This window comes from Methylobacterium symbioticum, assembly GCF_902141845.1.
GTDB lineage: Bacteria > Pseudomonadota > Alphaproteobacteria > Rhizobiales > Beijerinckiaceae > Methylobacterium > Methylobacterium symbioticum.
Genome location: NZ_CABFPH010000008.1, coordinates 47,364 through 70,147 on the forward strand (window position 1 = coordinate 47,364; position 22,784 = coordinate 70,147).

Sequence of the window (22,784 nt, forward strand, 5' to 3'; positions counted from 1 at the left end):
CGATCAGGCCGACGTCTTCTCGTCGCCCGGCAGCACGTAATCCGTGCCTTCCCAGGGCGAGAGGAAGTCGAAGTTGCGGAACTCCTGCGTGAGCTTCACCGGCTCGTAGACCACGCGCGCCTCGTCCTGGTCGTAACGGACCTCGACGAAGCCGGTGAGCGGGAAGTCCTTGCGCAGGGGGTGGCCCTCGAAGCCGTAATCGGTCAGCAGCCGGCGCAGGTCCGGATGGCCCGAGAACAGGATCCCGTAGAGATCGTAGGTCTCGCGCTCGAACCAGTTCGCGGCCGGGAAGATATCGATGACGGAGGGGACGGGGGTCACCTCGTCGGTCTGCACCTTGACGCGGATGCGCACGTTATGGCGCAGCGAGAGCAGGTGGTAGACCACGTCGAAACGCCGCTCGCGGCCGGGATAGTCGGCGCCGCAGATGTCGATGAAGCAGCGGAAGGCGCAGTGCGGATCGTCGCGCAGATAGGTCAGCGCGTAGACGATGTCCGAGGCCTGAACCACGAGGGTCAGCTCGCCGAAGGCGATGGTCCGCTCGACGATTGCCGGGCCGAGGGCGCCCGCGACCCGATCGGACAGGGCCGCCAGCGCCGCGTCGCCGAGCGTCGGCTGCGTGTGGGACAGGATGGAGATGCCGTTCGTCATGGCCGGCCTCAGCGCTCGATCGTGCCGATGCGGCGGATCTTCTTCTGCAGCAGCAGGACCCCGTAGAGGAGCGCCTCCGCGGTGGGCGGACAGCCCGGTACGTAGATGTCCACCGGCACCACACGGTCGCAGCCGCGCACGACGGAATAGGAGTAGTGGTAGTAGCCGCCGCCGTTGGCGCAGGAGCCCATCGAGATCACGTAGCGCGGCTCCGGCATCTGGTCGTAGACCTTGCGAAGCGCGGGGGCCATCTTGTTGGTGAGCGTGCCGGCCACGATCATCACGTCGGACTGGCGCGGGCTGCCGCGCGGGGCGAAGCCGAAGCGCTCGCAATCGTAGCGCGGCATCGACATCTGCATCATCTCGACCGCGCAGCAGGCGAGGCCGAAGGTCATCCACATCAGCGAGCCGGTGCGCGCCCAGTTGATGAGCTCGTCCGTCGTGGTCAGCAGGAAGCCGCGGTCGGCGAGTTCGTCGCTGATCGACAGGAAGGTCGGGTCGTCGGCGCCGATCGGCCGGCCGGTATTGGGGTCGATGATGCCCTTCGCCTGCGGGGCGATCGTGGGGGCGCGAGAGAGTTCAGGCGTGAAGGCCATGGATGCCTCAAGGAGCGAGCGGCGGGGCGGCGGTCGTCTCTAGTCCCACTCGAGGGCGCCCTTGCGCCACTCGTAGACGAAACCGACCGTGAGCACCCCGAGGAAGACCATCATCGACCAGAACCCGAGCCAGCCGAGCTCGCCGAAGGTGATGGCCCAGGGGAACAGGAAGGCCACCTCGAGATCGAAGATGATGAACAGGATGGCGACGAGATAGAAGCGCACGTCGAACTTCATGCGCGCATCATCGAAGGCGTTGAAGCCGCACTCGTAGGCCGAGAGCTTCTCCGGATCCGGGCTGCTGTAGGCCACCAGAAAGGGCGCCACCAGAAGCGCTGCGGCGATGAAAAGCGAGACGCCGATGAAGACGATGAGCGGCAGGTAATCCGCCAGAAGACCGGTCATGCGACGCTCCGCAACCGTGTGAGACCGCAGCGCCATCGGGCCCGACCCCGCCGGCGGATGGAATTGCTCCAATGCCAGAGTGCGCGTGGCGGAGGCTTAGTCGAGCAGCCGGGGTGAGACAAGGGCATTGCGCGTCGCACAAACGACCTGTCCGCGACAGAGATGGTGCGGTGTTCGGCACGCCGCATCCGGGCATATGCGCGCAGTCCAGCGCGTCCATCCGCCGGATTTTCGGGGGTGCGGATCGATTTCAGGAAAGCTGCGAAAGGCTGCTTGACAGGGCGTCTCACCACCCATAAACCCCGCCTCGTCGCCGGACACGGCGGCCACGCCGCCGACACAGAGGCGGCCACGCCACGCGGGCGTAGCTCAGTTGGTTAGAGTGCCGGCCTGTCACGCCGGAGGTCGCGGGTTCGAGCCCCGTCGCCCGCGCCACGTTCACGAACGTGCATCTCCCCAAAAATCATCGATCGTCGTCAAGCTAAGCATCGCGCTTTCGCGAACTGCTGTACGCTTGGTCCGGTCTGCGGAACCCGTTGCGGCTTTCGCGCCTCGTCGCGCAGAGCGTCCCGGGACCGCATCGGATCGGTGACCGCTCCAGCACCGGCCGTGCCGACCGGATGCAACCGAATCCTCGGCTCCGCGTCTGCCTCGATGACGCATCGAGACGGAGGGTGAAGCTGATGGAGCCGATGAAGCCGATGGCGCCGATCAAGATGGCACCGATGCGGGACGAACAGCCCTGGTGGGATTCCGGTCTGGGCGAGCCCGCCACGTCCGGCAGCCAGAACGGCCTGCGCTACGCGTTCTTTCCCGAACGCCGCCGCCTCCTCGTCGAGAAGGATGGCCGGGTCACGGCCTATGACAGTGGCGAGCGCCATATCGACGGCGTGTCGCAGCAGAGCGGTGGATCGGTCACGTTCCGCGATCAGAACGGCGAAGTCGACCTCGACGCCCTGACGGTCGCACGCTGAGGGCAAGGCGGCTTCGCGTGGACAGGGACGGCGCGGGACCGTATCGGGCCCCATGGCAAGTCCCCGATGTCACCGCCAATGCGCCCGCTGATCGAACTGCTGCGCGCCTTGCCGCCGGCGGAGCGCAGGCGCCTCCTCTTCATCGCCCTCGGCCTCGCCGGCGCGGGCTTGCTGGAGGTGATCGGCGTCGCCGCAGTGATCCCGTTCCTGACGCTCGTCGGCGATCCGGCCGCCGCCGACAGGCTGCCCTGGCTGGCTGCCTGGCGCGATGCGCTGGGCCTCGCCGAGCCGCGCGCCTTCCTGCTCGCCACCGGCGCCGCGGCGCTCATCGCGATCCTGACGACGGCGGTCGCCAATGCTGCGCTCACCTACGCGCAGCTGCTGTTCACCCACCGCGTCGGCTACGGCATCGCCCGCCGTCTACTCTTCGGCTACGTCGCGCGCGAGCGCCTGTTCTTCGCCCAGGCCAACAGCGCGGAACTCGCGAAGAACGTGCTCAGCGAGACCGACCGTCTCGTCGTCGGCGTGTTGACGCCGCTGACCGTGATCGCCTCTCGCGTCGTCTCGGCGCTCGCCGTGATCCTGTTCCTAGTGGCCTACGCCCCGGGCCTCGCGTTGGTCCTCGGCGGCGGCTTCGGCGGGCTCTATGTCGGCATCTTCCTGTTCGTGCGGCGACGCCTCGCCCGGATCGGGGCGCGGGCCGTCGCCGATAACGAGATGCGCTTCCGGGTGGTGCAGGAGACGCTCGGCGCTTTGACCGAGCTGAAGCTCTACGGCCGCGCCGAGCGCTTCGCAGCCCGCTTCGACGGCCCCGCCCAGGCCTATGCCAGCGACAGCGCGGCGAGCCTCGTCACCGGCCAGATGCCGCGCTTCGTCATCGAGGCGCTGGCCTTCGGCGGCGTCATCGTCGTCGTGCTGTTCGCCCTGGCGCAGGGGCTCGACACCGCCGGCATCCTGCCGCTGCTCGGCCTCTTCGCCTTCGCCGGCTACCGCATGCTGCCGGCCTTCCAGAACATCTTCAATTCGCTGGCGCTTCTGCGCTTCCACCTGCCCGGCGTGCGTCTGATCGTGGATGCGTTGCGCGTCGAGACCAATCCGCTGCCCCGCGGTTCCGAGCGCCTGCCGTTTCGCGAGGCGATCCGCTTCGAGACTGTCGGTTTCGATTACGAGCCCGGACGGCCGGCACTGTCGCGAATCGACCTGACGATCCCGGCAGGCGCGACGGTCGGGCTCGTCGGCCGCACCGGTGCGGGCAAATCCACCCTTGTCGGCCTGCTCCTGGGGCTCCTGAGCCCGAGCGAGGGACGGATCCGCGTTGACGGCCGGTCTCTCGGCCCCGGGACGCTTCCGGCTTGGCAGAACCGGATCGGCTATGTCCCGCAGGACGTGTTCCTGATCGATGGGACGGTGGCGGAGAACATCGCGCTCGGTCTCGATACCCCGGATCTGGAGCGCGTCGAGCGGGCGGCGCGCCTCGCGGGCGCGCACGACTTCATCGCGGCGCTGCCGGAGGGATACGGGGCACGGGTCGGGGAGCGCGGCTCGCGCTTGAGCGGCGGCCAGCGCCAGCGGATCGGCATCGCCCGCGCGCTCTATCATGAGCCCGACGTGCTGGTCTTCGACGAGGCCACTTCGGCGCTCGACGGTGAGACGGAGGCGGCGGTGATGGCGGCGCTTCGGCGTTTCGCGGGCGGCCGCACGCTGATCATGATCGCCCACCGCCTGACGAGCCTGGAGGGTGCCGACACCGTCTACGTGCTGGAGAGCGGCCGCATCGTCGCCTCCGGTCCGCTGCCGACGGTCTTGCCGTATCTCGGCCCTTCGGCTGCGGCTTGATTTCCTGGGGGTGGCGCTGGCCCGCCGCCCACGCCATCGCGTAGGAACGTTCGGCACACGGCAGGGGACATCGAGATGCGCGAGACCATCGAGCTGACGGCCGCGGACGGGACCACGGCGCGGATCGCCCGTGACGGTGCCGAGCCGGTCTCCTGGCAGATCGAAGGGCGTGACTATCTCTGGAGCGGCGACCCGGCGCATTGGAATCGGCACGCGCCCTGGCTCTTTCCGGTGGTCGGCGCATCGGTTGACGGTCATGTTCGCGTCGGGGCGCGCGATTACCCCATGGCCCAGCACGGCTTCGCCCGCGACCTCTGCTTCGCCGTGGTGTCGCGGCAGACGGATGCCGTCACGTTGCGCTTGGAGGACGGGCTTGAGACGCGAGCGCATTATCCCTTCGCTTTCCAGCTCGAGGTCACGGCGCGCGTGCGCGACCGTGGACTCGATTTCGACGTCGTGGTCCGCAATCCCGGGCCCGACGTCCTGCCCTACGCGCTCGGTTTCCATCCGGCCTTTCCCTGGCCCTTCGCGGGTGGGGAACGCGCGAAGGGGGGTGGCTACGCGGTCGTCTTCGAGCACCCGGAGCGGCCCTTCGTGCCCGAGGTCGGCCAAGGCGGCCTCCTACTGCGCGATGAGCGGCCGGTGCCCCTCCTCGGCGACACGCTGCCTCTGGAACCGGCTCTCTTTACGGAAGCGCTGGTGTTCCGCGATGCGCGCAGCCGGATCATGCGGTTCAAGGGGCCAGGCGGCCGGGCGATCCGTATGGAGGTCGAGGATTTCCCGCATCTCGCCGTCTGGACGAAGCCAACTGCCCCCTTCCTCTCCCTCGAATGCTGGACTGGCCATGCCGATTGGGCCGGCTTCGCCGGCCTCTTGTCGGAGCGTGATTCGCAGCGCAGCCTCGCTGCCGGCGCCGAGGCGCGGCACGGCGTGCGCCTGACCCTCGAAGGCTGAGTCGCGATGCGGATCTGGGTGGCGCGCCCGGAGCCCGGCGCCTCCCGGACAGGCGCGCGCCTCGCGGCGCTCGGCCACGCGCCCCTGGTCGCTCCCGTGCTCGCGGCACGCGCCACCGGCCGCTCCATCCCGGATGTGCGGTTCGATGCGCTCCTTCTGACCAGTGCGCAGGCATTGCCCGCGCTCTCGGAGACCGATCGGGCTGCGCTGCGCGGCCGGCCGGTCTTCGCGGTCGGGCCGCGCACCCGCGCGACGGCGGAGGCCTATGGTTTCGGGACGGCCATCGAGGGCAGCGGCGATGCCGCCGACCTCGCCCAGGCAATTCGGGACAGGCTTGCTCCGGATGCGCACCTCCTGCTCGTCGCGGGAGCCGAGCGCAAGGCGGAGCCGGTCGCGTCCCTCTTGCGGGCAGGCTTCGACGTCCACGTCCACATCGCCTACGCGGCGGAGCCGGTGGCTCTCCTGCCCTCGGCGGTGGCGGAGGCCCTGCCCGGTCTCGATGCGGCCCTGCACTACTCGCGCCGCAGCGCCGAGACGGCACTCGATCTCGTGCACGCTGCAGGCCGAGCCGAACCATTCCGCATGATACGACATTACTGCCTGTCGGACGACGTGGCCTTACCCCTGGCAGCGGCGGGATGCCTGATCCATTTCGTGCCGGCGCGACCGCGCGAGGACGATCTCCTCGCCGGTCTGTGCTGACGCTCGTCATCGAACTGTCGCGCCCCCTCTCGCCCCGGCGAAGCCTGCGGTGATAGGAGGTCGGCGGAGAAAGGGCCGGCGTGGCACCGCGAACGGTCCTGAGCGCGCATCCGGTGGCGCACGCGCGTACGCGCGGCCCAGCGGCGAGGAATGGAGAGAGACGGCCCGTGAAGCCCCCATCCAATGACGCGAACCGTCCGAACCAGCCGGGCCAGGACAAGGGCCAGACTGCGGGCAAGCCTGCCCCCTCCGCGCCGGTGACTCCGCCGACCACCAAGCCGGAGCCAGGCAAGCCGGAGCCGGGTAAGCCCGCCGCAGGGAGCCCTGCTCCCGTGAGTCAAAATTCGACGCCGAAATCCGATGTGCCGCAGCCGGCGAAAGCGGAGCCGCCGAAACCGGCCGCAGCGTCACCCGCGACGGGGCCGGGTTCCATACAGAAGCCCGTGCCGGAGAACGCGGACGCCACCAAGCCGGACAGCCCGAAGCCAGCCATGGCGTCGGGCGCACCGAAGGCTGATGTGCCGAAGGATCCGGCCAAGGCCGAGCCGCCGAAACCCGAGCCTGCAAAGCCTGCCGCATCCGATCCCGAGCCGCGCAAGCCCGAAGGACCGGGCTCCGCACCACGCCCGGCTGGTGGTTCGGTCACGGATGGACCGATCATCGACCTCAAGGCCAAGCGCGTTCCGGATCCGGCCGAGACGGCGAAAGCCGCTGCGGGCGCACCAGTCGCTGCGAAACCCGATGCCCCTAAACCCGGGCAGGCCGAGCCGGCGAAGCCGGCGACGGCGTCGAGCCCGGCTCCGAAGGCCGCCCTTCAGGCCGAGCCACAGCGCGGCGCAGGGTTCGGCTCGATCGCGGCTGCCGGCCTTCTCGGCGGCGTGATCGGTGCCGGACTGCTTCTCGGCGCTGACCGCACCGGCCTCCTTGGCCCGCGGGACGATGCACGTCTCAACGCACTCGAGCAGCGCGTCTCCACGCAGGTTGCCGCCCTCGCGCCGCGCGACGCCGTCACCGCCCTCGACAAGCGGGTCGCCGCCAATGAAGCCGCGCTCAAGCCGCTGCCTGACGCGGTGAAGAATGCAGAATCCGCGGCCAAGCAGGCCCTCGCGCAGGCGACCGGCGGGGCGACCGGTGGCGAGGGCAACCCGGCCCAGAGCCTGCCGCCCGACATCGTCTCCCGGCTCGACAGCCTCGACCAGCGCGTCTCGGCCTTGCAGGAAGAGCCTGGCAAGGAGCCGGCGGCAGGTGAAAGGACTGGTTCCCAAACGGCCGATCTCGCCGCGCTCGGCGACCGGTTGAAGGCGCTGGAATCGGCCAACGGTGCCAAGCCGGCGCAGGGTGACTTCGATGCGAAGCTTGCCGCTTTCCAGGGTGAGGTCGAGAGCCGCATCAAGGCGAATGCCGAGGCCGATCAGGCATTGGGCCAGCGCCTCGATGCCTTGCAGAAGACGCTCGATGAGCGCGTCAAGGCCGCAACCGAGGCAGTTCAGAGCGCGACCCAGGCGAGCCAGCAGGCCGCCGAGGCCGGTCGTGTCCAGGCGCAGGAAGCTGCCAAGACCGCGGAACGTAGCCTGCAGGAGCAGGCGGAGAAGATCGCGGCCCTCGACAAAGCCCTCGCCCAGCGTGCCCAGGCCACCACGGTCCAGGCGGCCCTGCGCGTCGTGGCGGCCGACCGCATCGCGACCGCGCTCGCGACCGGTGTCCCCTATGCGGAGCCTCTCGCGACGCTGCGCAAGCTGGAGACCGGCGATACGAGCCGTGTCGATGCCCTCGCGCCGTTCGCCGAGACGGGAGCACCCAGCGCAGCTCAGCTCGCTGCTGAGTTCCGGCCGATCGCCGAGAAGGCGGCAGCAGCTCGCCGCTCGGCCCAGGCGCGGACGGTGGCCGAGTCCGGAGATCTGAAGGCGAAGCTGCTGAGCATGGCCGACTCGATCGTGCAGGTTCGCCGTGTCGACGCGCCGCCCGCGTCCGGTACGGAGCCCGAGGCGGACCCGCTCGGCAAGGTCCAGGCGGCCCTGGATCGCGGTGCGCTCCAAGATGCAGCCAAGGCCTTCGATGCGATGCCCGATGCGGCCAAGGCGGAGGCTGCGTCCTTCGGCCAGCGCCTCAAGGCGCGCGCTGCCGCGGCTCAGGCGTCGCAGGCCCTGCTCTCGGACGCCTTCAAGACACTTCCGGCCGGCCAATAACGCCGTTCCGGCTTCCCGTTCATCCGTGCGGCGCCCGCCCGGCCGGCGCCGACAGGAGTACCTGACCCATGTGGCGCGCCCTCGCCTTCCTGGCCTTCCTCGCCCTCGCCGCCTACGGTGCGGTGTGGATCGCCGACCGGCCCGGCACGGTCACCATCGTCTGGAACGGCTACGAGATCGCGATGAGCCTCGCGATCGCGCTGGTCGGCGTCCTGGTCGCGGCGATCGTCGTCGGGCTGATCTGGGCGGTGATGCGCGGCATCATCAACCTCCCGGAATTCCTCGTGCGCGGCTCGCGAGACCGTCGGCGCGCCAAGGGCCTGAGCGCGCTCTCGCGGGGCATGGTTGCGGTCGGCTCGGGAGATCCTCTGGCGGCCCGTCGCCATGCCAGTGACGCGGAGCGGCTGCTCGGCGAGCAGCCGCTGACCCTGCTTCTGAAGGCTCAGGCCGCTCAGATCTCGGGCGATCGGCAGGCTGCGGAGACCGCGTTCCAGCGCATGGTGGACGAGCCGGAGACCCGCGTGCTCGGCTTGCGCGGCCTGTTCGTCGAGGCCCGGCGCCGTGAGGATGAGGTCGCGGCGCGCGCCTATGCCGTCGAGGCGGCTCGCCTGGCCCCGAGCGTCACCTGGGCGAACGAGGCGGTGCTGGAAGCCCAGTGCGCCGACGGCGATTGGACGGGGGCCCTTGAGACCGTCGAGCGGCGCGGCTCGCTCGGCCTCCTCGACAAGAGCGTGGCGCGGCGCCAGCGCGCCGTGTTGCTCACGGCCGCAGCCCAGCGCCGTGAGGCCGGGGAGCCCGAGGCTGCGACCGAGCGCGCCCTTCAGGCCGTAAAGCTCGCTCCGGGTCTCGTCCCCGCAGCCTGCCTCGCCGGTCGTCTGCTCGCGCGGCGTGGGGACCTCCGCAAGGCGGCCAAGATCGTCGAGGCTGCCTGGAAGGCCAATCCACATCCCGATCTCGCCAAGGTATATCTCAGCCTGCGCACGGGCGACTCGGTCCGTGATCGCCTCGCGCGTGCTGAGAATCTCGCCAAGTTGTCGTCCTGGGATCCCGAGGCGCGGCTTGCCGTCGCGCAGGCTGCCCTCGATGCGCGCGAGTTTGTCCAGGCACGCGACGCTCTGAAGCCTTTGCTGGCTGACCGTCCCACTGTTCGGACCTGCCTACTCATGGCGCGCATCGAGGAGGCTGAGCATGGCGCCGGTACCGGCCGCGCGCGCGAATGGCTCGCCCGTGCCGCCCATGCGCCCCGGGATCCGCTCTGGATTGCCGACGGCTTCGCCTCAGAAACCTGGGCGCCGATCTCACCTGTGAGTGGCCGTCTCGACGCCTTCGAGTGGCGCGAGCCGCCGAACATCCTCGCTGCTCCCTCGGAGGAGACGCAGACGAGCGCGACTGTCGCATCCGACCCTGTCGCGATCGAAGCGCCGGAGGTCCCGACCGCATCCGCGGTGCCGGCCTCAGCGATCCCGGCATCCGTGGGGGCTGCCAATCCGGTGGTTCTCCCGGTTCCCGGCACCGGACAGGAGCGACCGGCCGATCGAAAAGCCCGGCAGATTGCCTGAGCGCACGGGCTTCAATTCACGGCACACGCGGCGCTACAATGTGTGGATCATGACACAATGCACGATTGTGCGTGAGTTTCGGTGCTACAGGTATATGAGGGTCGAGGGCCTTATTTGCCTGTGGCTGACGAGCCAGCAATCGTGATTGACGCCGAACAGTCAGACAGCGCTGCTAGAACCGCTTCCGGTCGTTTCGCGATCGGGAGTGGTCCTGCCCCTCTCACTCGGTGCATCGTCATGTGCCGAGCCGGCGCTGCTTTCGTCGGAATGCGCTCAAGACCGGCCGCGCGGCCAGCGGCCTTATGCTGTCGGCTGAGCAAGGTTCAAGGCGTGTCCGGAGCGAACCACCGCATGTTTCGCGCGGTACCCCCGCGGGCCGCATGATGCCGTTGGAAGACGAAACGGAAGCGCGCCGGCAGATCGGTGCTTTGCCCTATCGACGCCTGCGTGGCGGTGACTACGCTGTGCTGCTCGTCACATCGCGCGAGAGCCGACGATGGGTCATTCCCAAGGGGTGGCCGATGAAAGGGCGAAAGCCCCACGAAGCGGCCGAGCGCGAGGCATACGAGGAGGCCGGACTCGTCGGCCATATCGGCAAGCGCCCTCTCGGCTTCTATCTCTACGAGAAGCGCCTGAAGAACCGCGACTCGGTGCTGTGCCAAGTCAAGGTCTTTCCGCTTGAGGTGCGCAAGCAGCTCGATCGCTGGCCCGAACAGCACGAGCGTGAATTCCGTTGGTTCGCCCCCCCGGAGGCCGCCGATGCGGTGTCCGAGCCGGGACTCGCCGCAATCATCCGAGCCTCGCTCAAGCGCGACGGCGAGCCTCGGCTCTGATCGTGCCCACGCCCGCGATTTGAGATCCGGTGGGCGGAAATCCGCGCCGGGGTGATTGCCAAGCCCGCCTCGATCCTTTAATGCCCCACTCGTCGACAGCGAGCGCCCCCAGGGCAAGCTCCTCGACCCTTTTGCTGCGGTAGCTCAGTGGTAGAGCACTTCATTGGTAATGAAGAGGTCGAGAGTTCAATCCTCTCTCGCAGCACCATTCTTCTCAAAATTCTAGCTTGCAAGATCTTGGACCGGCTCACTTTTAGTATGAGTCGACATTGATAGCTCAAGATTTGCGTGGCGCTGTTCGAGCATCAGTTTCCATCATGGCGATACGCGGGCCGGTCGGAGCGCGGCACCCCTGACCGGCGATCAGTTCTGCTGGCCCGGAGCCGACCTTATCCGCATTTGCCGTAGCCTCGCCGGGGGTCTCGCGGGTTCAGGAAGTGTCGCTTGATCCGCCGAATGTCGAAGCGCTCGGCTCCACGCTGCGGTTGCTCGGCCTGAGGGATTCCATGTTCGGAGTGGCCGCGAGCCGTCGGCATGAATGTGCGGTCGCAACCAGCAGGTAGTGCACAGAAAATTTGCAACGTTTTTGACCGATGCCGGGAATTGCGCAGGCTTGATGCCGTTCCATGCTTTCCTCGGCCCGACTGCGAGGCATCAGCCATTGAGTTCACCGCTCGCCAAGGCTGCGCTGCAGCCGGGAAGGAGGGGTGAGATGCTCCAATTGCTTCAATGGCTGCTGTTTGGTCACGTCCACAAATGGAAAACCGTCCGTGATGTTCCACTGACCGAGCTCGACGACCGAGGGCGCGAGGTGGTGACCGGGCGCCGTTACGTACAGCAATGCGAATATTGTGGCAAAGTCATCAAACGGGATTTCAATTAGCGTCGCTTATTCTGGTCGCTCGATTTGATTGGAATGTCGATTGGACGCGGCCGAGCACCGATCTGACCGAGATAGGCGCGTTTCACCTCCATGGACTGATACACGGGAGACGAGAATGAACGTTCATTGACATGAGAATGAATGTTTATTACGCTAGGGCATCGAGTGGAGTCAGGCGATGCATGCACCGGTCGGTTCGGGATTTCCGGCGTGGGCTACGAGCTTCGTTCGAGACCTCGGCGCCATGTGCACGCCGACGAACATCCTTCTGGGTTCGACCCTCGCGTACGGTTGGCTCGCTTTAGGTACTTGGACGGGTTCCGGTCCATGCGCCTGGCAGACCCATCATGCGAAGGAACATCGCTCCTTGACCGTGGCGGAGTCGTGAGCGCGGCTGGGGGGCATGGGGTGGAGGGGCGGCGCGAGCACATCCTGGATGCCGCGGAGGCCTGCTTCGTGCGCAATGGGTTCCACCGCAGCACGATGCAGGATCTCGCGCGGGAAGCCGGCATGAGTCCGGGCAACATCTACCGGTATTTCGAGTCGAAGGAGGCGGTGGTGCGGGGCCTCGCCGAGCGCGACCGCGCGCGCGGCAGGGTGCTCGTCGCCGAGCTGCAGGGCGCGCGCGATCCCCGCGGCGCCCTTCTGCGGATCCTCGCGCGCTACTTCACCGAGCTGTCGCGCGAGGCCGCGGTGCTGCGCATCGACCTGTGGTCCGAGGCGACGCGCAATCCCGACATCGCCGCGCTGGTCGAGCAGGGCGAGGCCGAGGCCCGGACCTGGCTGACCGAGACCTTCGCGGCGCTGGCGGACGCGCCGGATTGCGATGCCGCCGCGCTCTACGAGCGGGTCGGCCCGCTGATGAAGGGCATCCTGGTGAGCCGGGCGCTGCTGCCCGGCTACGAGCCCGCCACCGCCATCGCCCACCTTCTCGCGCAGATCGAGGCCGCCCTCGCCGGCAGCCGCCCGGTCGGCGCCATCCCGGAGACCGGCCGATGAGCCGCCACCCCCGAATCGTCCGACCGGTCCTCCTCGCCCTCGGCCTCGGCCTGACGGGCGCTGCGGCCGCCGAGGTCACGCCGGCGCCGGGCCCCCGGCCGCCGACGGTCAGCGTGATCGAGGCGGCGCGCCGCGAGATCGTGGAATCCGTGGTCGTCACCGGCACCCTGGTGCCGCGCGACGAGATCCTGGTCGGCCCCGAGATCGAGGGCTACCGGGTCACCGAGGTGCTGGCCGAGGAAGGCCTGCGCGTTGAGCGCGGCCAGGTGCTCGCCCGCCTCTCCCGCGACCTGATCGATCGCCAGATCGCGCAGCAGGATGCCGTCGTCGAGAAGGCGGCCGCGTCCGTCCCGCAGGCGCAGAGCAACATCGAGCAGGCCGAGGCCGCCGAGACGGAGACGCGGCTCGCCTATGAGCGGGCCCGCCAACTGCTGCAGACCGGCAACGCCACCGCCGCGGTCATGGAGACCCGGACGGCCGCGCTGCGGCAGGCCGAGGGCAAGCTGGCCTTCGCCCGCAACGGGCTGGCCATGACCAGGGCGGAGCTCGCCCAGGCCCGGGCCGTACGGGACGAGCTGTCCCTGCGCCTCGCGCGGACCGAGATCCGCGCCCCCGAGGCGGGCATCGTCAGCCGCCGCACCGCCCGCGTCGGCATCACCGCCTCGGCCTCGGCCGAGCCCCTGTTCCGCCTGATCGCCCGCGGCGAGATCGAGCTGGAGGGCGAGGTGGTCGAGACCAAGCTGCCTCTGCTGCGCGAGGGCGCCCCGGCCTGGATCGAGATCGCGCCGGGCGAGCGCGTCGCCGGCAGCGTTCGTGCGGTCTATCCGGAGGTCGACAAGGCGACCCGCCTCGGCAAGGTCCGGGTGCGCCTCGATCCCGATCCGCGCCTGCGCATCGGCACCTTCGCCCGCGGCGCGGTCGAGCTGGCGCGCAGCCGCGGCGTCACGGTGCCCCAGGCGGCGGTCTCCTATGGCGGCCCGAAGCGCGCGAGCGTCCTCGTCGTCGCGCAGGACGTGGTCGAGGCCCGCGCGGTCCGCACCGGCCTGAGCGACGAGGACGACATCGAGATCCGCGACGGCCTCGCCCCGGGCGAGCAGATCGTGGCGAAGGCCGGCAGCTTCCTGCGGGACGGCGACCGCGTCCGCCCCGTCGCCGCCGCCCCCGGCGCAGCCGCTCCCGCCGTGGCGGCGAGCCCCGCGCGCAACGACACAGCCGAAGCCGGGGTCCCCTGAGCCCCGGAACCTTCCCCGACCCGGCAGCGAGCCGGGGGAGCCCGCAAAACCATCGACCGAGGGCCGTGACTGAGGTCGCAGCGCGACCGGCCGCCGCCCCGATCCCACACGGGTCGTCCAATGCGCCTGAATGTCTCCGCCTGGGCGATCCGCAAGCCCATTCCGTCGCTCGTCCTCTTCCTCGTCCTGGTGGTGCTCGGCCTCGTCAGCTTCCGCGGGCTCGCCGTCACGCGGATGCCGAATGTCGACGTGCCGATCGTCTCGGTGACGATCACCCAGTCCGGCGCGGCGCCGGCCGAACTGCAGACCCAGGTCACGAAATGGGTCGAGGATTCGATCGCGGGCGTGCGCGGGGTGAAGCACATCACCTCGGCGATCACCGAGGGCTCGTCCGTCACCACCGTCGAGTTCCGGCTCGAGGTGAACACCGACCGCGCCGTCAACGACGTGAAGGACGCGGTCTCGAAGATCCGCATCAACCTGCCGCGCACCATCGACGAGCCGGTGATCCAGCGCGTCGAGATCGCCGGCCTGCCGATTCTCGTCTACGGCGTCACGGCCCCCGCGATGACGCCGGCCGACCTGTCCTGGTTCGTCGAGGACAACGTGGCGCGCACGCTCCAGGGGGTGAAGGGCGTCGGCGGCGTCGAGCGCCTGGGCGGCGTCGCCCGCGAGATCCGGGTGACGCTCCAGCCCGATCGCCTGCTGGCGCTCGGCATCACGGCGGCGGACGTGAACCGGCAATTGCGCCTCACCTCCGCCGACATGGCCGGCGGGCGCGGCGAGGTCGGCGGCCGCGAGCAGTCGATCCGCGCGCTGGCGGCCTCGCGCTCCGTGCGCGACCTCAAGGCGACCTCGATCGTGCTCCCGGGCGGCCGCAAGGTGCGCCTCGACGACCTCGCGCTGGTCGAGGACGGCGTCGAGGAGGCGCGCACCTTCGCCCGCTTCAACGGGGAGCCGGTGGTCGCCTTCGCGGTCTCGCGCGGCTCCGGCGCGAGCGATGCCGAGGTCGCGGCGGGCGTCGAGAAGAAGATCGCCGAGTTCCAGGCGAGCTACCCCGACATCCGCTTCGAGAAGATCGATTCCTCCGTCTCCGCGACGCTGGGCTCCTACGATTCGGCCATGCACACGCTGATCGAAGGCGCCCTTCTTGCCGTCGTGGTGGTGCTGCTGTTCCTGCGCGACTGGCGCGCCACGCTGATCGCCGCGGTGGCGCTGCCGCTCTCCGTCTTCCCGACCTTCTGGGCGATGGACGCGCTCGGATTCACCCTGAACGGCATCAGCCTGCTCGCGATCACCCTGGTGACGGGGATCCTGGTGGACGACGCGATCGTCGAGATCGAGAACATCGTCCGCCACATGCGGCTCGGCAAATCGCCCTACCGGGCGGCGCTCGAAGGCGCCGACGAGATCGGCCTCGCCGTCATCGCCATCACCGCGACCCTGATCGCGGTCTTCGCACCCGTCTCCTTCATGGGCGGCATCGCCGGCCGCTACTTCATCCAGTTCGGCCTGACCATCGCGGTGTCGGTCTTCATGTCGCTGCTGGTGGCGCGCCTGATCACGCCGCTCCTGGCCGCCTACTTCCTGCGCGATCATGGCCATCACGCGGAGCGCGAGGGCCCGGTGATGCGCGCCTATACCCGTCTCGTCGGCTGGTCGGTGCGGCACCGGTTCGGCACGCTGGCGGTCGGCCTCGCGCTGTTTGCCGGCTCCCTGGTCTCGACCGGCCTGCTGCCCTCGGGCTTCATCCCGAAGCAGGACAATGCCCGCACCCTGTTCATGGTGGAGCTGGCGCCCGGCGCGCGGCTCGACGACACGATCGCGGTGTCCGACCGGCTGGCGGAGAGGATCCGCGCTTTGCCGGAGGTGACCTCGGTCTTCGTGGATGGCGGCCGCCAGGTCGGCGGCAAGAAGGAGACGCGGCTCGCCACCTTCGTCATCAACCTCGTGCCCAAGAACCGGCGCGAGAAGCGGCAATGGACCCTCGAATCCGAGATCGCGCGGCTGCTCGCGGACGAGCCGGACATCCGCTCGTGGTCGCTGCGCGACAGCGGCCAGCGCGACCTCGCCCTGGTGGTGAGCGGGCCCGACGTCGATGTCGTCACCGAGATCGCCGCCCGGCTCCAGCGCGACATGGCCGCGATCCCGCACCTCGTCTCGGTGATGTCGACGGCCCCCCTCGACCGCACGGAGGTGCGCATCCGTCCGCGGGAGGGTGCGGCGGCCGATCTCGGGGTCTCCACCGACACCATCGCGGAGACGGTCCGGGTCGGCACGATCGGCGACATCGGCCTGAACCTCGCCAAGTTCAACGCGAAGGACCGGCAGGTGCCGATCCGGGTGATGCTGCCGACGAGCGCCCGCGGTGCGGGGGCACGGCTGGAAAACCTGAAGGTGCCGGCCAAGAACGGCGCGGCGGTGCCGCTCGCCGCGGTGGCCGAGATCGAGCTCGACAAGGGCCCCGGCGCCATCGACCGCTACGACCGGGCCGTGCGCGTAGCGATCGAGGCGAATATGGAGGGCTCGGACGCGCTGGGCTCGCTGATCGCCCAGGCGCTCGCGACCCCCACCGCGAAGAGCCTGCCTCCCGGCGTCACCATCAAGCAGACCGGCGATGCCGAGATCATGCAGGAGGTCTTCTCCGGCTTCCTGATGGCGATGGGGGCCGGCATCATGATGGTCTACGCGGTGCTGGTGCTGCTGTTCGGCTCGTTCCTGCAGCCGCTCACCATCCTGTTCTCGCTGCCGCTCTCGATCGGCGGGGCCATCCTCGGCCTGCTGATCTGCCAGATGCCGATCTCGATGCCCGTGGTCATCGGTATCCTCATGCTGATGGGTCTCGTCACGAAGAACGCGATCATGCTGGTCGATTTCGCCGTCGAGGAGATGCGCGCCGGGATCGATCCCGTCACGGCGATCGTCGATGCCGGCCGCAAGCGGGCGCGGCCGATCGTGATGACGACCATCGCCATGGCCGCCGGCATGGTGCCCTCCGCGCTCGCGCTCGGCGTCGGCGGCGAGTTCCGGGCGCCGATGGCGGTCGCGGTCATCGCCGGCCTCATCGTCTCCACCCTGCTCTCGCTCGTCTTCGTGCCGGCCGTCTTCCTGCTGATCGAGGCCCTGTCGCGCCGGCTCGGGCGTCTGCTCGGCCGCTTCGTCGGCCAGCGCGACGAGCCGGAGGCCCCCCTGCCCCACCGGACGGCCGGCCACGCCGCCTGACCCGGCACGCCCCGATCGCGGGCCCTCCCTAGGCCCGTGATACGCCGGCCGGCCCGCGAATCCCCCCTCTCGCGGGTCGGCCGGTCGTTCGACGTTCGACCGCCCGGGCGTGTGATACGGAGTCCGCTTCGATCAAGCGGGGCCGGTATCGGACGCCCAGAGATGCATCACCGCGTAGGCCCGCCACGGCCGCCAGAGGCCGGAGCGCGCCTCCAGAACGCGCGCGGTCGGACGGCCCGCCGCGTCCTCCAGCGCCCGGAGCAAGCCGATATCGCCGGTGGGCATCGCGTCGGGCTCGCGCAGAGCCCGCATGGCGATGTACTGCGCCGTCCAGTCGCCGATGCCGCGCAGGCGCTTCAGCCGGGACACCGAGGCTTCGAGCCCCGCCCCCGGGGCGAACAGGTCCGGCTCCGCGAGCGCCGCCGCGGCCAGAGCCCGAATCGCCGCGCCCCGGGCCCGCGGCATGTAGAGGGCCAGCGCCACATCGGCCTCGACCAGGACCTCCGGGCCCGGGAAGCTGTGGGTGAGGCCGGATTCCGGCGCGGCATCGGCGAGCGGCGTGCCGAAGGCGGCGACGAGGCGGCCCGCCAGCCGCGTCGCGGCGGCCACGGAGACCTGCTGGCCGAGGATCGCACGGACGCCGAGCTCGAACCCATCCCAGGCGCCGGGGACGCGCAGACCGGGCCGCGCGGCGACGAGGCCGGCCATGAAGGGATCGGCCGAGAGCGCGGCTTCGATCGCGGCCGGGTCGGCGGCGAGATCGAACAGGGCGGAGACCCGCGCGCCGAGATCGATCGCCGGGCTTGGCGGCCCGCCGACCGCGGGGGACGAGCACGCCTCCAGCCGAACCACGAGGGCAGCGCCGCTGCCCGGCTCCACCGAGAGGATTCCGACATCCCGGCCGGCGCGGATGGTGCGAGCGTAGCGGCCGCCTCTGACCGATTCGACGCCCGGTATCGCCCGGGCCGCGAGGTAGGCACAGAGCCAGGCCCAATCGAGAGGCGGCGTGTAGGCGAGGTGGAGCGTGGTCATCCGGTCCGGATGCATCCCGAATCCGGCCGCCGCATGGACGGCCTGCAAGACAGTCTGTGTGACAAGAGAGGCTAGGTTCTGCGCAGCGAAATCGCCAGCATCGCGCAGATCTCGGTGACCGAATGCTGTCTCCGGTCCGAAGCCTGCTCGGATTTCACCTTCGGCCGACCACGATCCTGCCCCATAAAAGCCGGACCGGACCGCAGATTGGCGACCCTACGCGGCGGGCCAGAAGGGCTTCGCGCCGGAATCCGGTTCGATCCAGCACCGGACCTCGCGCGCGACATCCTCGGATACCCGCCTCCGAGCAGGGATCCGGGCGCAGCTCATGGGACATCGTCCACCTCACTTGGCCTCCCGAGCCGAACGCGGCGGCCTCGGCCTGCGCTCCGCGAGCCTGCGCCACCTGCCCCTCACCGTCGCGCTCGCCGCGCTCCTCAGCCTCGCGCCGGCCGGCCGCGAGGCGCCGATCCTCGACGTGCCGCAGACGCTGGCCGAGGCGAGCCAGGCACCGAACGAGGCGGCGGCCGCCGCAGCGCCCGCGATCGCCGAGGCCACCGAGGCGGTGCCTGCGCCGGTCGAGGAGACGGCCGCCCTGGCGGAGCCCGAGAGCACGGAGTTCTGGGCGCCGCCCCGCCTCGGTTGGGAACCCCCCGCGCGGGTCGGTGCCGCCCCGGCGGGGTTCGGGCTGCTCTTCGCCTTCGCGATCGAGGACCCTCCGATCCTCGGCGCCGCCCCGCCGGACGAGGGCCCGCGCGTCGCTCAGGTCGTGCCGCTGCCCGTGCCGCGCCCGAGCGAGTTCCGCCGGCTCGACCCCGCCCTCAATCTGCGGCGGGCCGAGCGGCAGGCCCTGCGTCGGCAGGCCGCCGCGGCGCCGCCGAGCCCGGCCCAGGTCGAGGACACCCGCAACTTCTTCGAGAAGCTGTTCGGCGTCGAGAAGCCGGCGACGCCCGCCCTCGCCTACGCGGCGCTCGATACCTCCGCGGCGGACGCCGCCGCGCGGCGCCGCGTCGTGCCCCCGCCCGCGCCCGTCATCGATTCGGCCACCGCCGTCTACGACATCAGCGCCCGCAGCGTGGTTCTGCCGAACGGCGAGCGCCTGGAGGCGCATTCCGGCCTCGGCGAGCACATGGACGATCCGCGCTTCGTCCATGTCCGCATGCGCGGGGCGACGCCGCCCGGCACCTACGATCTGACCGAGCGCGAGGCGCTGTTCCACGGGGTGCGGGCGATCCGCCTGACGCCGGTCGGCGGCAGCGACGCGGTGCACGGCCGCGTCGGCCTGCTGGCCCATACCTACATGCTCGGCCCGAACGGTGCCTCGAACGGCTGCGTGTCGTTCCGCGACTACGAGCGCTTCCTGCAATCCTACCTGCGCGGCGAGATCCGCCGCCTCGTGGTCGTGGCGGGCGCCAAGCAGAGCGCCGCGCCGCTGCTCGCCCTGCGCTAGGGCGCGCGCCGACCGGATCCGGCTCTAGAGCATTTTCCATGATCCTTGGATCACGGAAAATGCTCTATCTGTTTGATTGTGCTGCATTTTCTTTCGCGGAACCGGCGACCACTTCCGCGGAAAATGCTCTAGGGCGCGACCCGAGCCAGGCGTCGCAGGATGGCCTCGCGGTGGCCGCGCGCCTGCATCAGGCGGTCCTCCAGCATCCGCAGCATGCCGACGGCGAGGCTGGTGTCCTGGCCGCAGGCGCTGGTGCGCGCCACGATCAGCGTCTGCGCCGCGATGCGCCGCTCCTCCTCGTCGACATGGCGGTCGGCGAGGGCGAGGTGAGCCCGTTCCTGCGTGAGATCCATCATGGCTGAAGACACCTTGACGCCAGTCCCGTGACTGTGTGTCCATTTCCCTTAGACAGCAACGGGCCTCTGTGCCGCGCAATCAGAATTGATAACAGCCGCGCCGACGGTTCCGTCCGGCGCGCCGTTTGCAGATCCTAGAGCAGCATCCGATCATGTTGGATCATATGCGTCGTAGCCTGCGGCGGCGAGATACCGGCGGCATTCGGCTGGCGTGAAGCGTCTGAAGGCTTGTCGGATCGTGTCCCAGAGGTCGCTGATCGTGCGAGCGGCTTCGGCTCGGAGGATGGCCTTGAGCTTGGCGAAGGCGAGCTCGATCGGGTTGAAGTCGGGGGAGTAGGCCGGCAGGTACAACAGCCTCGCTCCGGCCGCTCCGATGCGCTCGCGGATGCCGCTGACCTTGTGGGCGGGCAGATTGTCGAGCACGACCGTGTCGCCGGGCCTGAGGGCTGGGACGAGGGTTTCTTCGACATAGCCGCGGAAGCGAGCGCCGGTCATCGGTCCATCGAAGAGTGCGGTGGCTGTCAGGCCGCTGGTGCGCAGACCGGCGATGACCGTGATGGTTTTCCAGTGGCCGAACGGGACCGCGACCCGGCAACGTTCGCCTCGCGGAGCCCGCCCATATCGGCGGACCATCTTGGTGTTGGTGGCGGTTTCGTCGAGGAACACGAGCTTGTCCGGGTCGAGATCAAGCTGGCGCTCGAACCAGGACAGGCGAGCGGCCTTCACGTCCGCCCGGTCCTGCTCGGCGGCGTGGCCAGTGTTTTTTTGCGCGTGATGCCGTGGCGCTTGAAGAAGCGGGACAGGCTGCTGACCCCGACCCGCAGACCCTGTTCGGCCAAACGGTCGCGCAACTCACGCAGGAACAGCTCGGGCTGCGCTTCGTAGGTCTGTCGGATCAGGTCAGCCTGCGCCTCTATTGTATGCGAGCGTTGATCGCCACCCATCGGCTTGGCGTGTGTCCGACCCTCCTGCACGAAGGCCCCGTGCCAGCGCACGGCGCTGGCCGGGCTGACCTCGAAGCGCCGTGCCGCTTCCCGGCGCGAGGCTCCCGCCTCGATCGCAGCCACCACCCGCTCGCGCAGATCGACAGACAAGGCAGACGCCATCGGCTCTCCTCCTCGGAAAGCCGCGCATCGAATCACAACCCTGTCGCGGCGAAAACCCCAAACGATTCAACTCGGTCGGTGACCGCTCTAGCGGCCCTGCATGTCGGTTGGATAAAGCCCGGCCGCGTCCCCATGCAGCGTTTGCAGGAAGGCGAGCAGCCGCGCGGCGGCGGTCTCGCGGTCGCCCTCGTTGACGATGGTCAGGTCGGCCTCGATCGGCGCCTCGCGGGCGAGGCGGGCGGCGAGGTCGCCATCCGCGTCGCGCCCGCGGGCGGCGAGGCGCTCGGCGAGCACGGCGGGGGAGGCCGTCACCGCGACGACCCGGACCCGCTGCGCGAGACGGCGGCGCGCCTCGGCGACCGCCCGGCGCGAGACGTTGCAGACGACGCAGCGCCCGCGATCGGCCGCCCGCGCGGCCTCCAGCGGGATCGCGTAGCCGAGGCCGTGCGCGCGCCAGTGCAGCGCGAAGGCGGCCTTCGCCGCGCCCGCGGCGAAGGCCGCCTCGGCGATCTCGAGATTGTCCTCGTGCTCCGAGGGCGGCCGCGTCACCAGGCGCTGCGGGAAGAGGAAGCGCGCATCGCCGGCGAGCCGCGCCCGGGCGAGCCGGATCAGCGTGTCCTTGCCCGCCCCGCTCGGGCCCACCACCAGGACGAAGCCGCCCGCCATCACACCACCCGCTCGCCCGCCCGCCAGACCTGGCGCACGACGGGCACGCCCTGGGCCAGCCGCACGCGGACGAGGTCGGCCCGCAAGTCGGGCGCGATCCGGCCGCGGTCGGCGAGGCCGGTGGCGCGGGCCGGATTGTCGGTGACGGTGGCGATGGCCGCGGGTAGCGAGATCCCCGGCACGCGCTCCGCCAGCACGAAGGCCGCCATCATCAGGCTCGCCGGCACGTAGTCCGAGGACAGGATGCTGAGCAGGCCGGCCTCGGCCAGATCCTGCGCCGCGACGTTGCCGGAATGCGAGCCGCCGCGGATCAGGTTCGGTGCGCCCATCATCACGGTGATGCCGGCCGCGTGCGAGGCCTCGGCCGCGGCGCGGGTCGTCGGGAATTCGGCAAGCGCCACGCGCTCGTCCCGGGACAGCGCCACGTCGTCGAGGGTGGTGTCGTCGTGGCTCGCCAGCGGGATGCCGCGCGCCTGCGCGAGCGCCACCAGGGCCGGCCGGTTCACCGCGCTCTGGGCCCGCCCCTCGCGGATCTTGCGCTCGGTGCCGGCCTGGATCGCCTCGAGCGAGCGGCCGCCGCGTCCCGCGTACTGGTAGTACTTGGCGAGGTCGCGGAACTGCCGCTGGCCGGGCGTGTGATCCATCAGCGAGATCAGCCCGACCGGGTGGCGTTCGGCGAAGGCCGTGACGGTGTCGACCACGTCCGCGGTCGGCAGTTCGCAGCGCAGATGGGTCCGGTGCTCGACCCGGAACAGGCCCTCCGCGCGGGCCTGTGCCAGGGCGCCGGCCAGGGCGTCGAGCTCCGGCCCGAGGCCGCTGCCATCCGCCTCGCTGCCCGCGCGCAGCGAATCGAACACCGTGGTGATGCCGGAGGCGGCGATCTGAGCGTCGTAGGCGAGCACGGCGCCGAGCGGGTGCCAGCGCACCCCCGGCCGCGGCGCGTAATGGCTCTCCAGGTGATCGGTATGCAGCTCGACGAGGCCGGGCAGGAGCAGGTCGCCGTCGAGATCGAGGCCGCGCTCGGGCGCCCGGCCCGTCCCGGTCTCGACGATGCCCCCGTCCGCGATGGCGAGCCAGCCGGCCTCGACCCGGTCGGGCAGGACGAGCCGCGCATTCTCGAGGATCTCGGTCCGGCTCATGGT

General features: G+C 70.1%; 20 protein-coding genes and 2 tRNA genes. 14 read left to right on the forward strand and 8 right to left on the reverse strand.

Annotated features, from left to right (window positions below; genetic code table 11):
- Positions 1–3: 3 nt before the first annotated feature.
- The 3 genes from MET9862_RS04770 to MET9862_RS04780 are packed head-to-tail and all read right to left on the reverse strand — an operon-like array spanning position 4 to position 1,652.
- Positions 4–651, reverse strand: a complete 648-nt coding sequence (locus MET9862_RS04770) for an NADH-quinone oxidoreductase subunit C (RefSeq protein WP_142581963.1) — start codon at positions 649–651, stop codon at positions 4–6.
- A gap of 8 nt (positions 652–659) precedes the next feature.
- Positions 660–1,247 (reverse strand): NuoB/complex I 20 kDa subunit family protein, encoded by a 588-nt coding sequence (locus tag MET9862_RS04775; protein WP_142581964.1) that lies wholly within the window; start codon positions 1,245–1,247, stop codon positions 660–662.
- Between the two features lie 39 nt (positions 1,248–1,286).
- Positions 1,287–1,652, reverse strand: a complete 366-nt coding sequence (locus tag MET9862_RS04780) for an NADH-quinone oxidoreductase subunit A (RefSeq protein ID WP_109950907.1) — start codon at positions 1,650–1,652, stop codon at positions 1,287–1,289.
- A 358-nt stretch (positions 1,653–2,010) separates the two neighbouring features.
- Here MET9862_RS04780 and MET9862_RS04785 point away from each other — a divergent pair.
- The 13 genes from MET9862_RS04785 (at position 2,011) to MET9862_RS04845 (ending at position 17,032) form a co-directional block, all read left to right on the forward strand.
- Positions 2,011–2,087, forward strand: a tRNA-Asp gene (locus MET9862_RS04785).
- Positions 2,088–2,335: 248 nt separating this feature from the next.
- Positions 2,336–2,626, forward strand: coding sequence for a hypothetical protein (locus MET9862_RS04790; RefSeq protein WP_142582011.1), 291 nt, complete (start codon positions 2,336–2,338; stop codon positions 2,624–2,626).
- Between the two features lie 78 nt (positions 2,627–2,704).
- Positions 2,705–4,462, forward strand: a complete 1,758-nt coding sequence (locus tag MET9862_RS04795; RefSeq protein ID WP_142581965.1) for an ABC transporter ATP-binding protein — start codon at positions 2,705–2,707, stop codon at positions 4,460–4,462.
- 75 nt (positions 4,463–4,537) lie between these two features.
- A complete protein-coding gene (locus MET9862_RS04800) occupies positions 4,538–5,416 on the forward strand; it encodes an aldose 1-epimerase family protein (protein WP_142581966.1) in 879 nt (292 codons plus the stop codon).
- Positions 5,417–5,422: 6 nt separating this feature from the next.
- A complete protein-coding gene (locus MET9862_RS04805; protein ID WP_142581967.1) occupies positions 5,423–6,118 on the forward strand; it encodes a uroporphyrinogen-III synthase in 696 nt (231 codons plus the stop codon).
- Between the two features lie 443 nt (positions 6,119–6,561).
- Entirely contained in the window at positions 6,562–8,304 is a 1,743-nt protein-coding gene (locus MET9862_RS04810; RefSeq protein WP_244612570.1) for a hypothetical protein, read from the forward strand.
- Between the two features lie 68 nt (positions 8,305–8,372).
- Complete coding sequence (locus MET9862_RS04815; protein ID WP_142581968.1) at positions 8,373–9,863, forward strand: heme biosynthesis protein HemY; 1,491 nt, start codon at positions 8,373–8,375, stop codon at positions 9,861–9,863.
- Positions 9,864–10,243: 380 nt separating this feature from the next.
- Positions 10,244–10,696, forward strand: coding sequence for an NUDIX hydrolase (locus MET9862_RS04820; RefSeq protein WP_142581969.1), 453 nt, complete (start codon positions 10,244–10,246; stop codon positions 10,694–10,696).
- 133 nt (positions 10,697–10,829) lie between these two features.
- Positions 10,830–10,904: transfer RNA gene (locus tag MET9862_RS04825), tRNA-Thr, on the forward strand.
- Positions 10,905–11,234: 330 nt separating this feature from the next.
- Positions 11,235–11,579 (forward strand): hypothetical protein, encoded by a 345-nt coding sequence (locus MET9862_RS04830; RefSeq protein ID WP_142581970.1) that lies wholly within the window; start codon positions 11,235–11,237, stop codon positions 11,577–11,579.
- Between the two features lie 327 nt (positions 11,580–11,906).
- Positions 11,907–12,578, forward strand: a complete 672-nt coding sequence (locus MET9862_RS04835) for a TetR/AcrR family transcriptional regulator (protein ID WP_142581971.1) — start codon at positions 11,907–11,909, stop codon at positions 12,576–12,578.
- Positions 12,575–13,810: an efflux RND transporter periplasmic adaptor subunit gene (locus tag MET9862_RS04840; protein WP_142581972.1), complete on the forward strand. Its 1,236-nt coding sequence runs from the start codon at positions 12,575–12,577 to the stop codon at positions 13,808–13,810. Before MET9862_RS04835 ends, MET9862_RS04840 begins: the two co-directional genes overlap by 4 nt.
- A 120-nt stretch (positions 13,811–13,930) precedes the next feature.
- Positions 13,931–17,032, forward strand: coding sequence for an efflux RND transporter permease subunit (locus MET9862_RS04845; RefSeq protein WP_142581973.1), 3,102 nt, complete (start codon positions 13,931–13,933; stop codon positions 17,030–17,032).
- A gap of 132 nt (positions 17,033–17,164) precedes the next feature.
- On the opposite strand, the gene MET9862_RS04850 is transcribed toward MET9862_RS04845, so the two are convergent.
- The gene (locus MET9862_RS04850) at positions 17,165–18,064 is read right to left on the reverse strand and encodes a DNA-3-methyladenine glycosylase family protein (protein WP_142581974.1); all 900 of its coding nucleotides are present in this window, start codon (positions 18,062–18,064) and stop codon (positions 17,165–17,167) included.
- A gap of 382 nt (positions 18,065–18,446) precedes the next feature.
- On the opposite strand from MET9862_RS04850, the gene MET9862_RS04855 reads away from it, so the two are divergent.
- On the forward strand, positions 18,447–19,514 hold the full coding sequence (locus MET9862_RS04855) for a DUF2778 domain-containing protein (RefSeq protein WP_244612574.1): 1,068 nt from the start codon (positions 18,447–18,449) through the stop codon (positions 19,512–19,514).
- Positions 19,515–19,642: 128 nt separating this feature from the next.
- On the opposite strand, the gene MET9862_RS04860 is transcribed toward MET9862_RS04855, so the two are convergent.
- From MET9862_RS04860 to MET9862_RS04875, 4 genes are all read right to left on the reverse strand, one after another.
- Complete coding sequence (locus MET9862_RS04860; protein WP_142581976.1) at positions 19,643–19,870, reverse strand: hypothetical protein; 228 nt, start codon at positions 19,868–19,870, stop codon at positions 19,643–19,645.
- 150 nt (positions 19,871–20,020) lie between these two features.
- Positions 20,021–20,976 (reverse strand): IS630 family transposase gene (locus MET9862_RS04865; protein ID WP_142581977.1). Its coding sequence is split into 2 segments (ribosomal slippage): positions 20,021–20,637 and positions 20,637–20,976, totalling 957 coding nucleotides; the frame shifts between segments, so codons are not numbered across the junction.
- 87 nt (positions 20,977–21,063) lie between these two features.
- Positions 21,064–21,642, reverse strand: coding sequence for a phosphonate metabolism protein/1,5-bisphosphokinase (PRPP-forming) PhnN (gene phnN / locus MET9862_RS04870; RefSeq protein ID WP_185156748.1), 579 nt, complete (start codon positions 21,640–21,642; stop codon positions 21,064–21,066).
- Positions 21,642–22,781, reverse strand: coding sequence for an alpha-D-ribose 1-methylphosphonate 5-triphosphate diphosphatase (locus tag MET9862_RS04875; RefSeq protein ID WP_142581979.1), 1,140 nt, complete (start codon positions 22,779–22,781; stop codon positions 21,642–21,644). The genes phnN and MET9862_RS04875 overlap by 1 nt, the downstream gene beginning before the upstream one ends.
- Between the last annotated feature and the right edge of the window lie 3 nt (positions 22,782–22,784).

What these genes read in the sequence shown, in the direction of transcription:
- MET9862_RS04775 (WP_142581964.1), bottom strand. Translation starts at nt 1,247, where the DNA reads ATGGCCTTCACGCCTGAACTCTCTCGCGCCCCCACGATCGCCCCGCAG.
- MET9862_RS04790 (WP_142582011.1), top strand. Translation starts at nt 2,336, where the DNA reads ATGGAGCCGATGAAGCCGATGGCGCCGATCAAGATGGCACCGATGCGG.
- MET9862_RS04805 (WP_142581967.1), top strand. Translation starts at nt 5,423, where the DNA reads ATGCGGATCTGGGTGGCGCGCCCGGAGCCCGGCGCCTCCCGGACAGGC.
- MET9862_RS04845 (WP_142581973.1), top strand. Translation starts at nt 13,931, where the DNA reads ATGCGCCTGAATGTCTCCGCCTGGGCGATCCGCAAGCCCATTCCGTCG.
- MET9862_RS04800 (WP_142581966.1), top strand. Translation starts at nt 4,538, where the DNA reads ATGCGCGAGACCATCGAGCTGACGGCCGCGGACGGGACCACGGCGCGG.
- MET9862_RS04780 (WP_109950907.1), bottom strand. Translation starts at nt 1,652, where the DNA reads ATGACCGGTCTTCTGGCGGATTACCTGCCGCTCATCGTCTTCATCGGC.
- phnN (WP_185156748.1), bottom strand. Translation starts at nt 21,642, where the DNA reads ATGGCGGGCGGCTTCGTCCTGGTGGTGGGCCCGAGCGGGGCGGGCAAG.
- MET9862_RS04815 (WP_142581968.1), top strand. Translation starts at nt 8,373, where the DNA reads ATGTGGCGCGCCCTCGCCTTCCTGGCCTTCCTCGCCCTCGCCGCCTAC.
- MET9862_RS04820 (WP_142581969.1), top strand. Translation starts at nt 10,244, where the DNA reads ATGATGCCGTTGGAAGACGAAACGGAAGCGCGCCGGCAGATCGGTGCT.
- MET9862_RS04875 (WP_142581979.1), bottom strand. Translation starts at nt 22,781, where the DNA reads ATGAGCCGGACCGAGATCCTCGAGAATGCGCGGCTCGTCCTGCCCGAC.
- MET9862_RS04835 (WP_142581971.1), top strand. Translation starts at nt 11,907, where the DNA reads ATGCGCCTGGCAGACCCATCATGCGAAGGAACATCGCTCCTTGACCGT.
- MET9862_RS04795 (WP_142581965.1), top strand. Translation starts at nt 2,705, where the DNA reads ATGCGCCCGCTGATCGAACTGCTGCGCGCCTTGCCGCCGGCGGAGCGC.
- MET9862_RS04850 (WP_142581974.1), bottom strand. Translation starts at nt 18,064, where the DNA reads ATGACCACGCTCCACCTCGCCTACACGCCGCCTCTCGATTGGGCCTGG.
- MET9862_RS04860 (WP_142581976.1), bottom strand. Translation starts at nt 19,870, where the DNA reads ATGATGGATCTCACGCAGGAACGGGCTCACCTCGCCCTCGCCGACCGC.
- MET9862_RS04840 (WP_142581972.1), top strand. Translation starts at nt 12,575, where the DNA reads ATGAGCCGCCACCCCCGAATCGTCCGACCGGTCCTCCTCGCCCTCGGC.
- MET9862_RS04770 (WP_142581963.1), bottom strand. Translation starts at nt 651, where the DNA reads ATGACGAACGGCATCTCCATCCTGTCCCACACGCAGCCGACGCTCGGC.
- MET9862_RS04830 (WP_142581970.1), top strand. Translation starts at nt 11,235, where the DNA reads ATGTGCGGTCGCAACCAGCAGGTAGTGCACAGAAAATTTGCAACGTTT.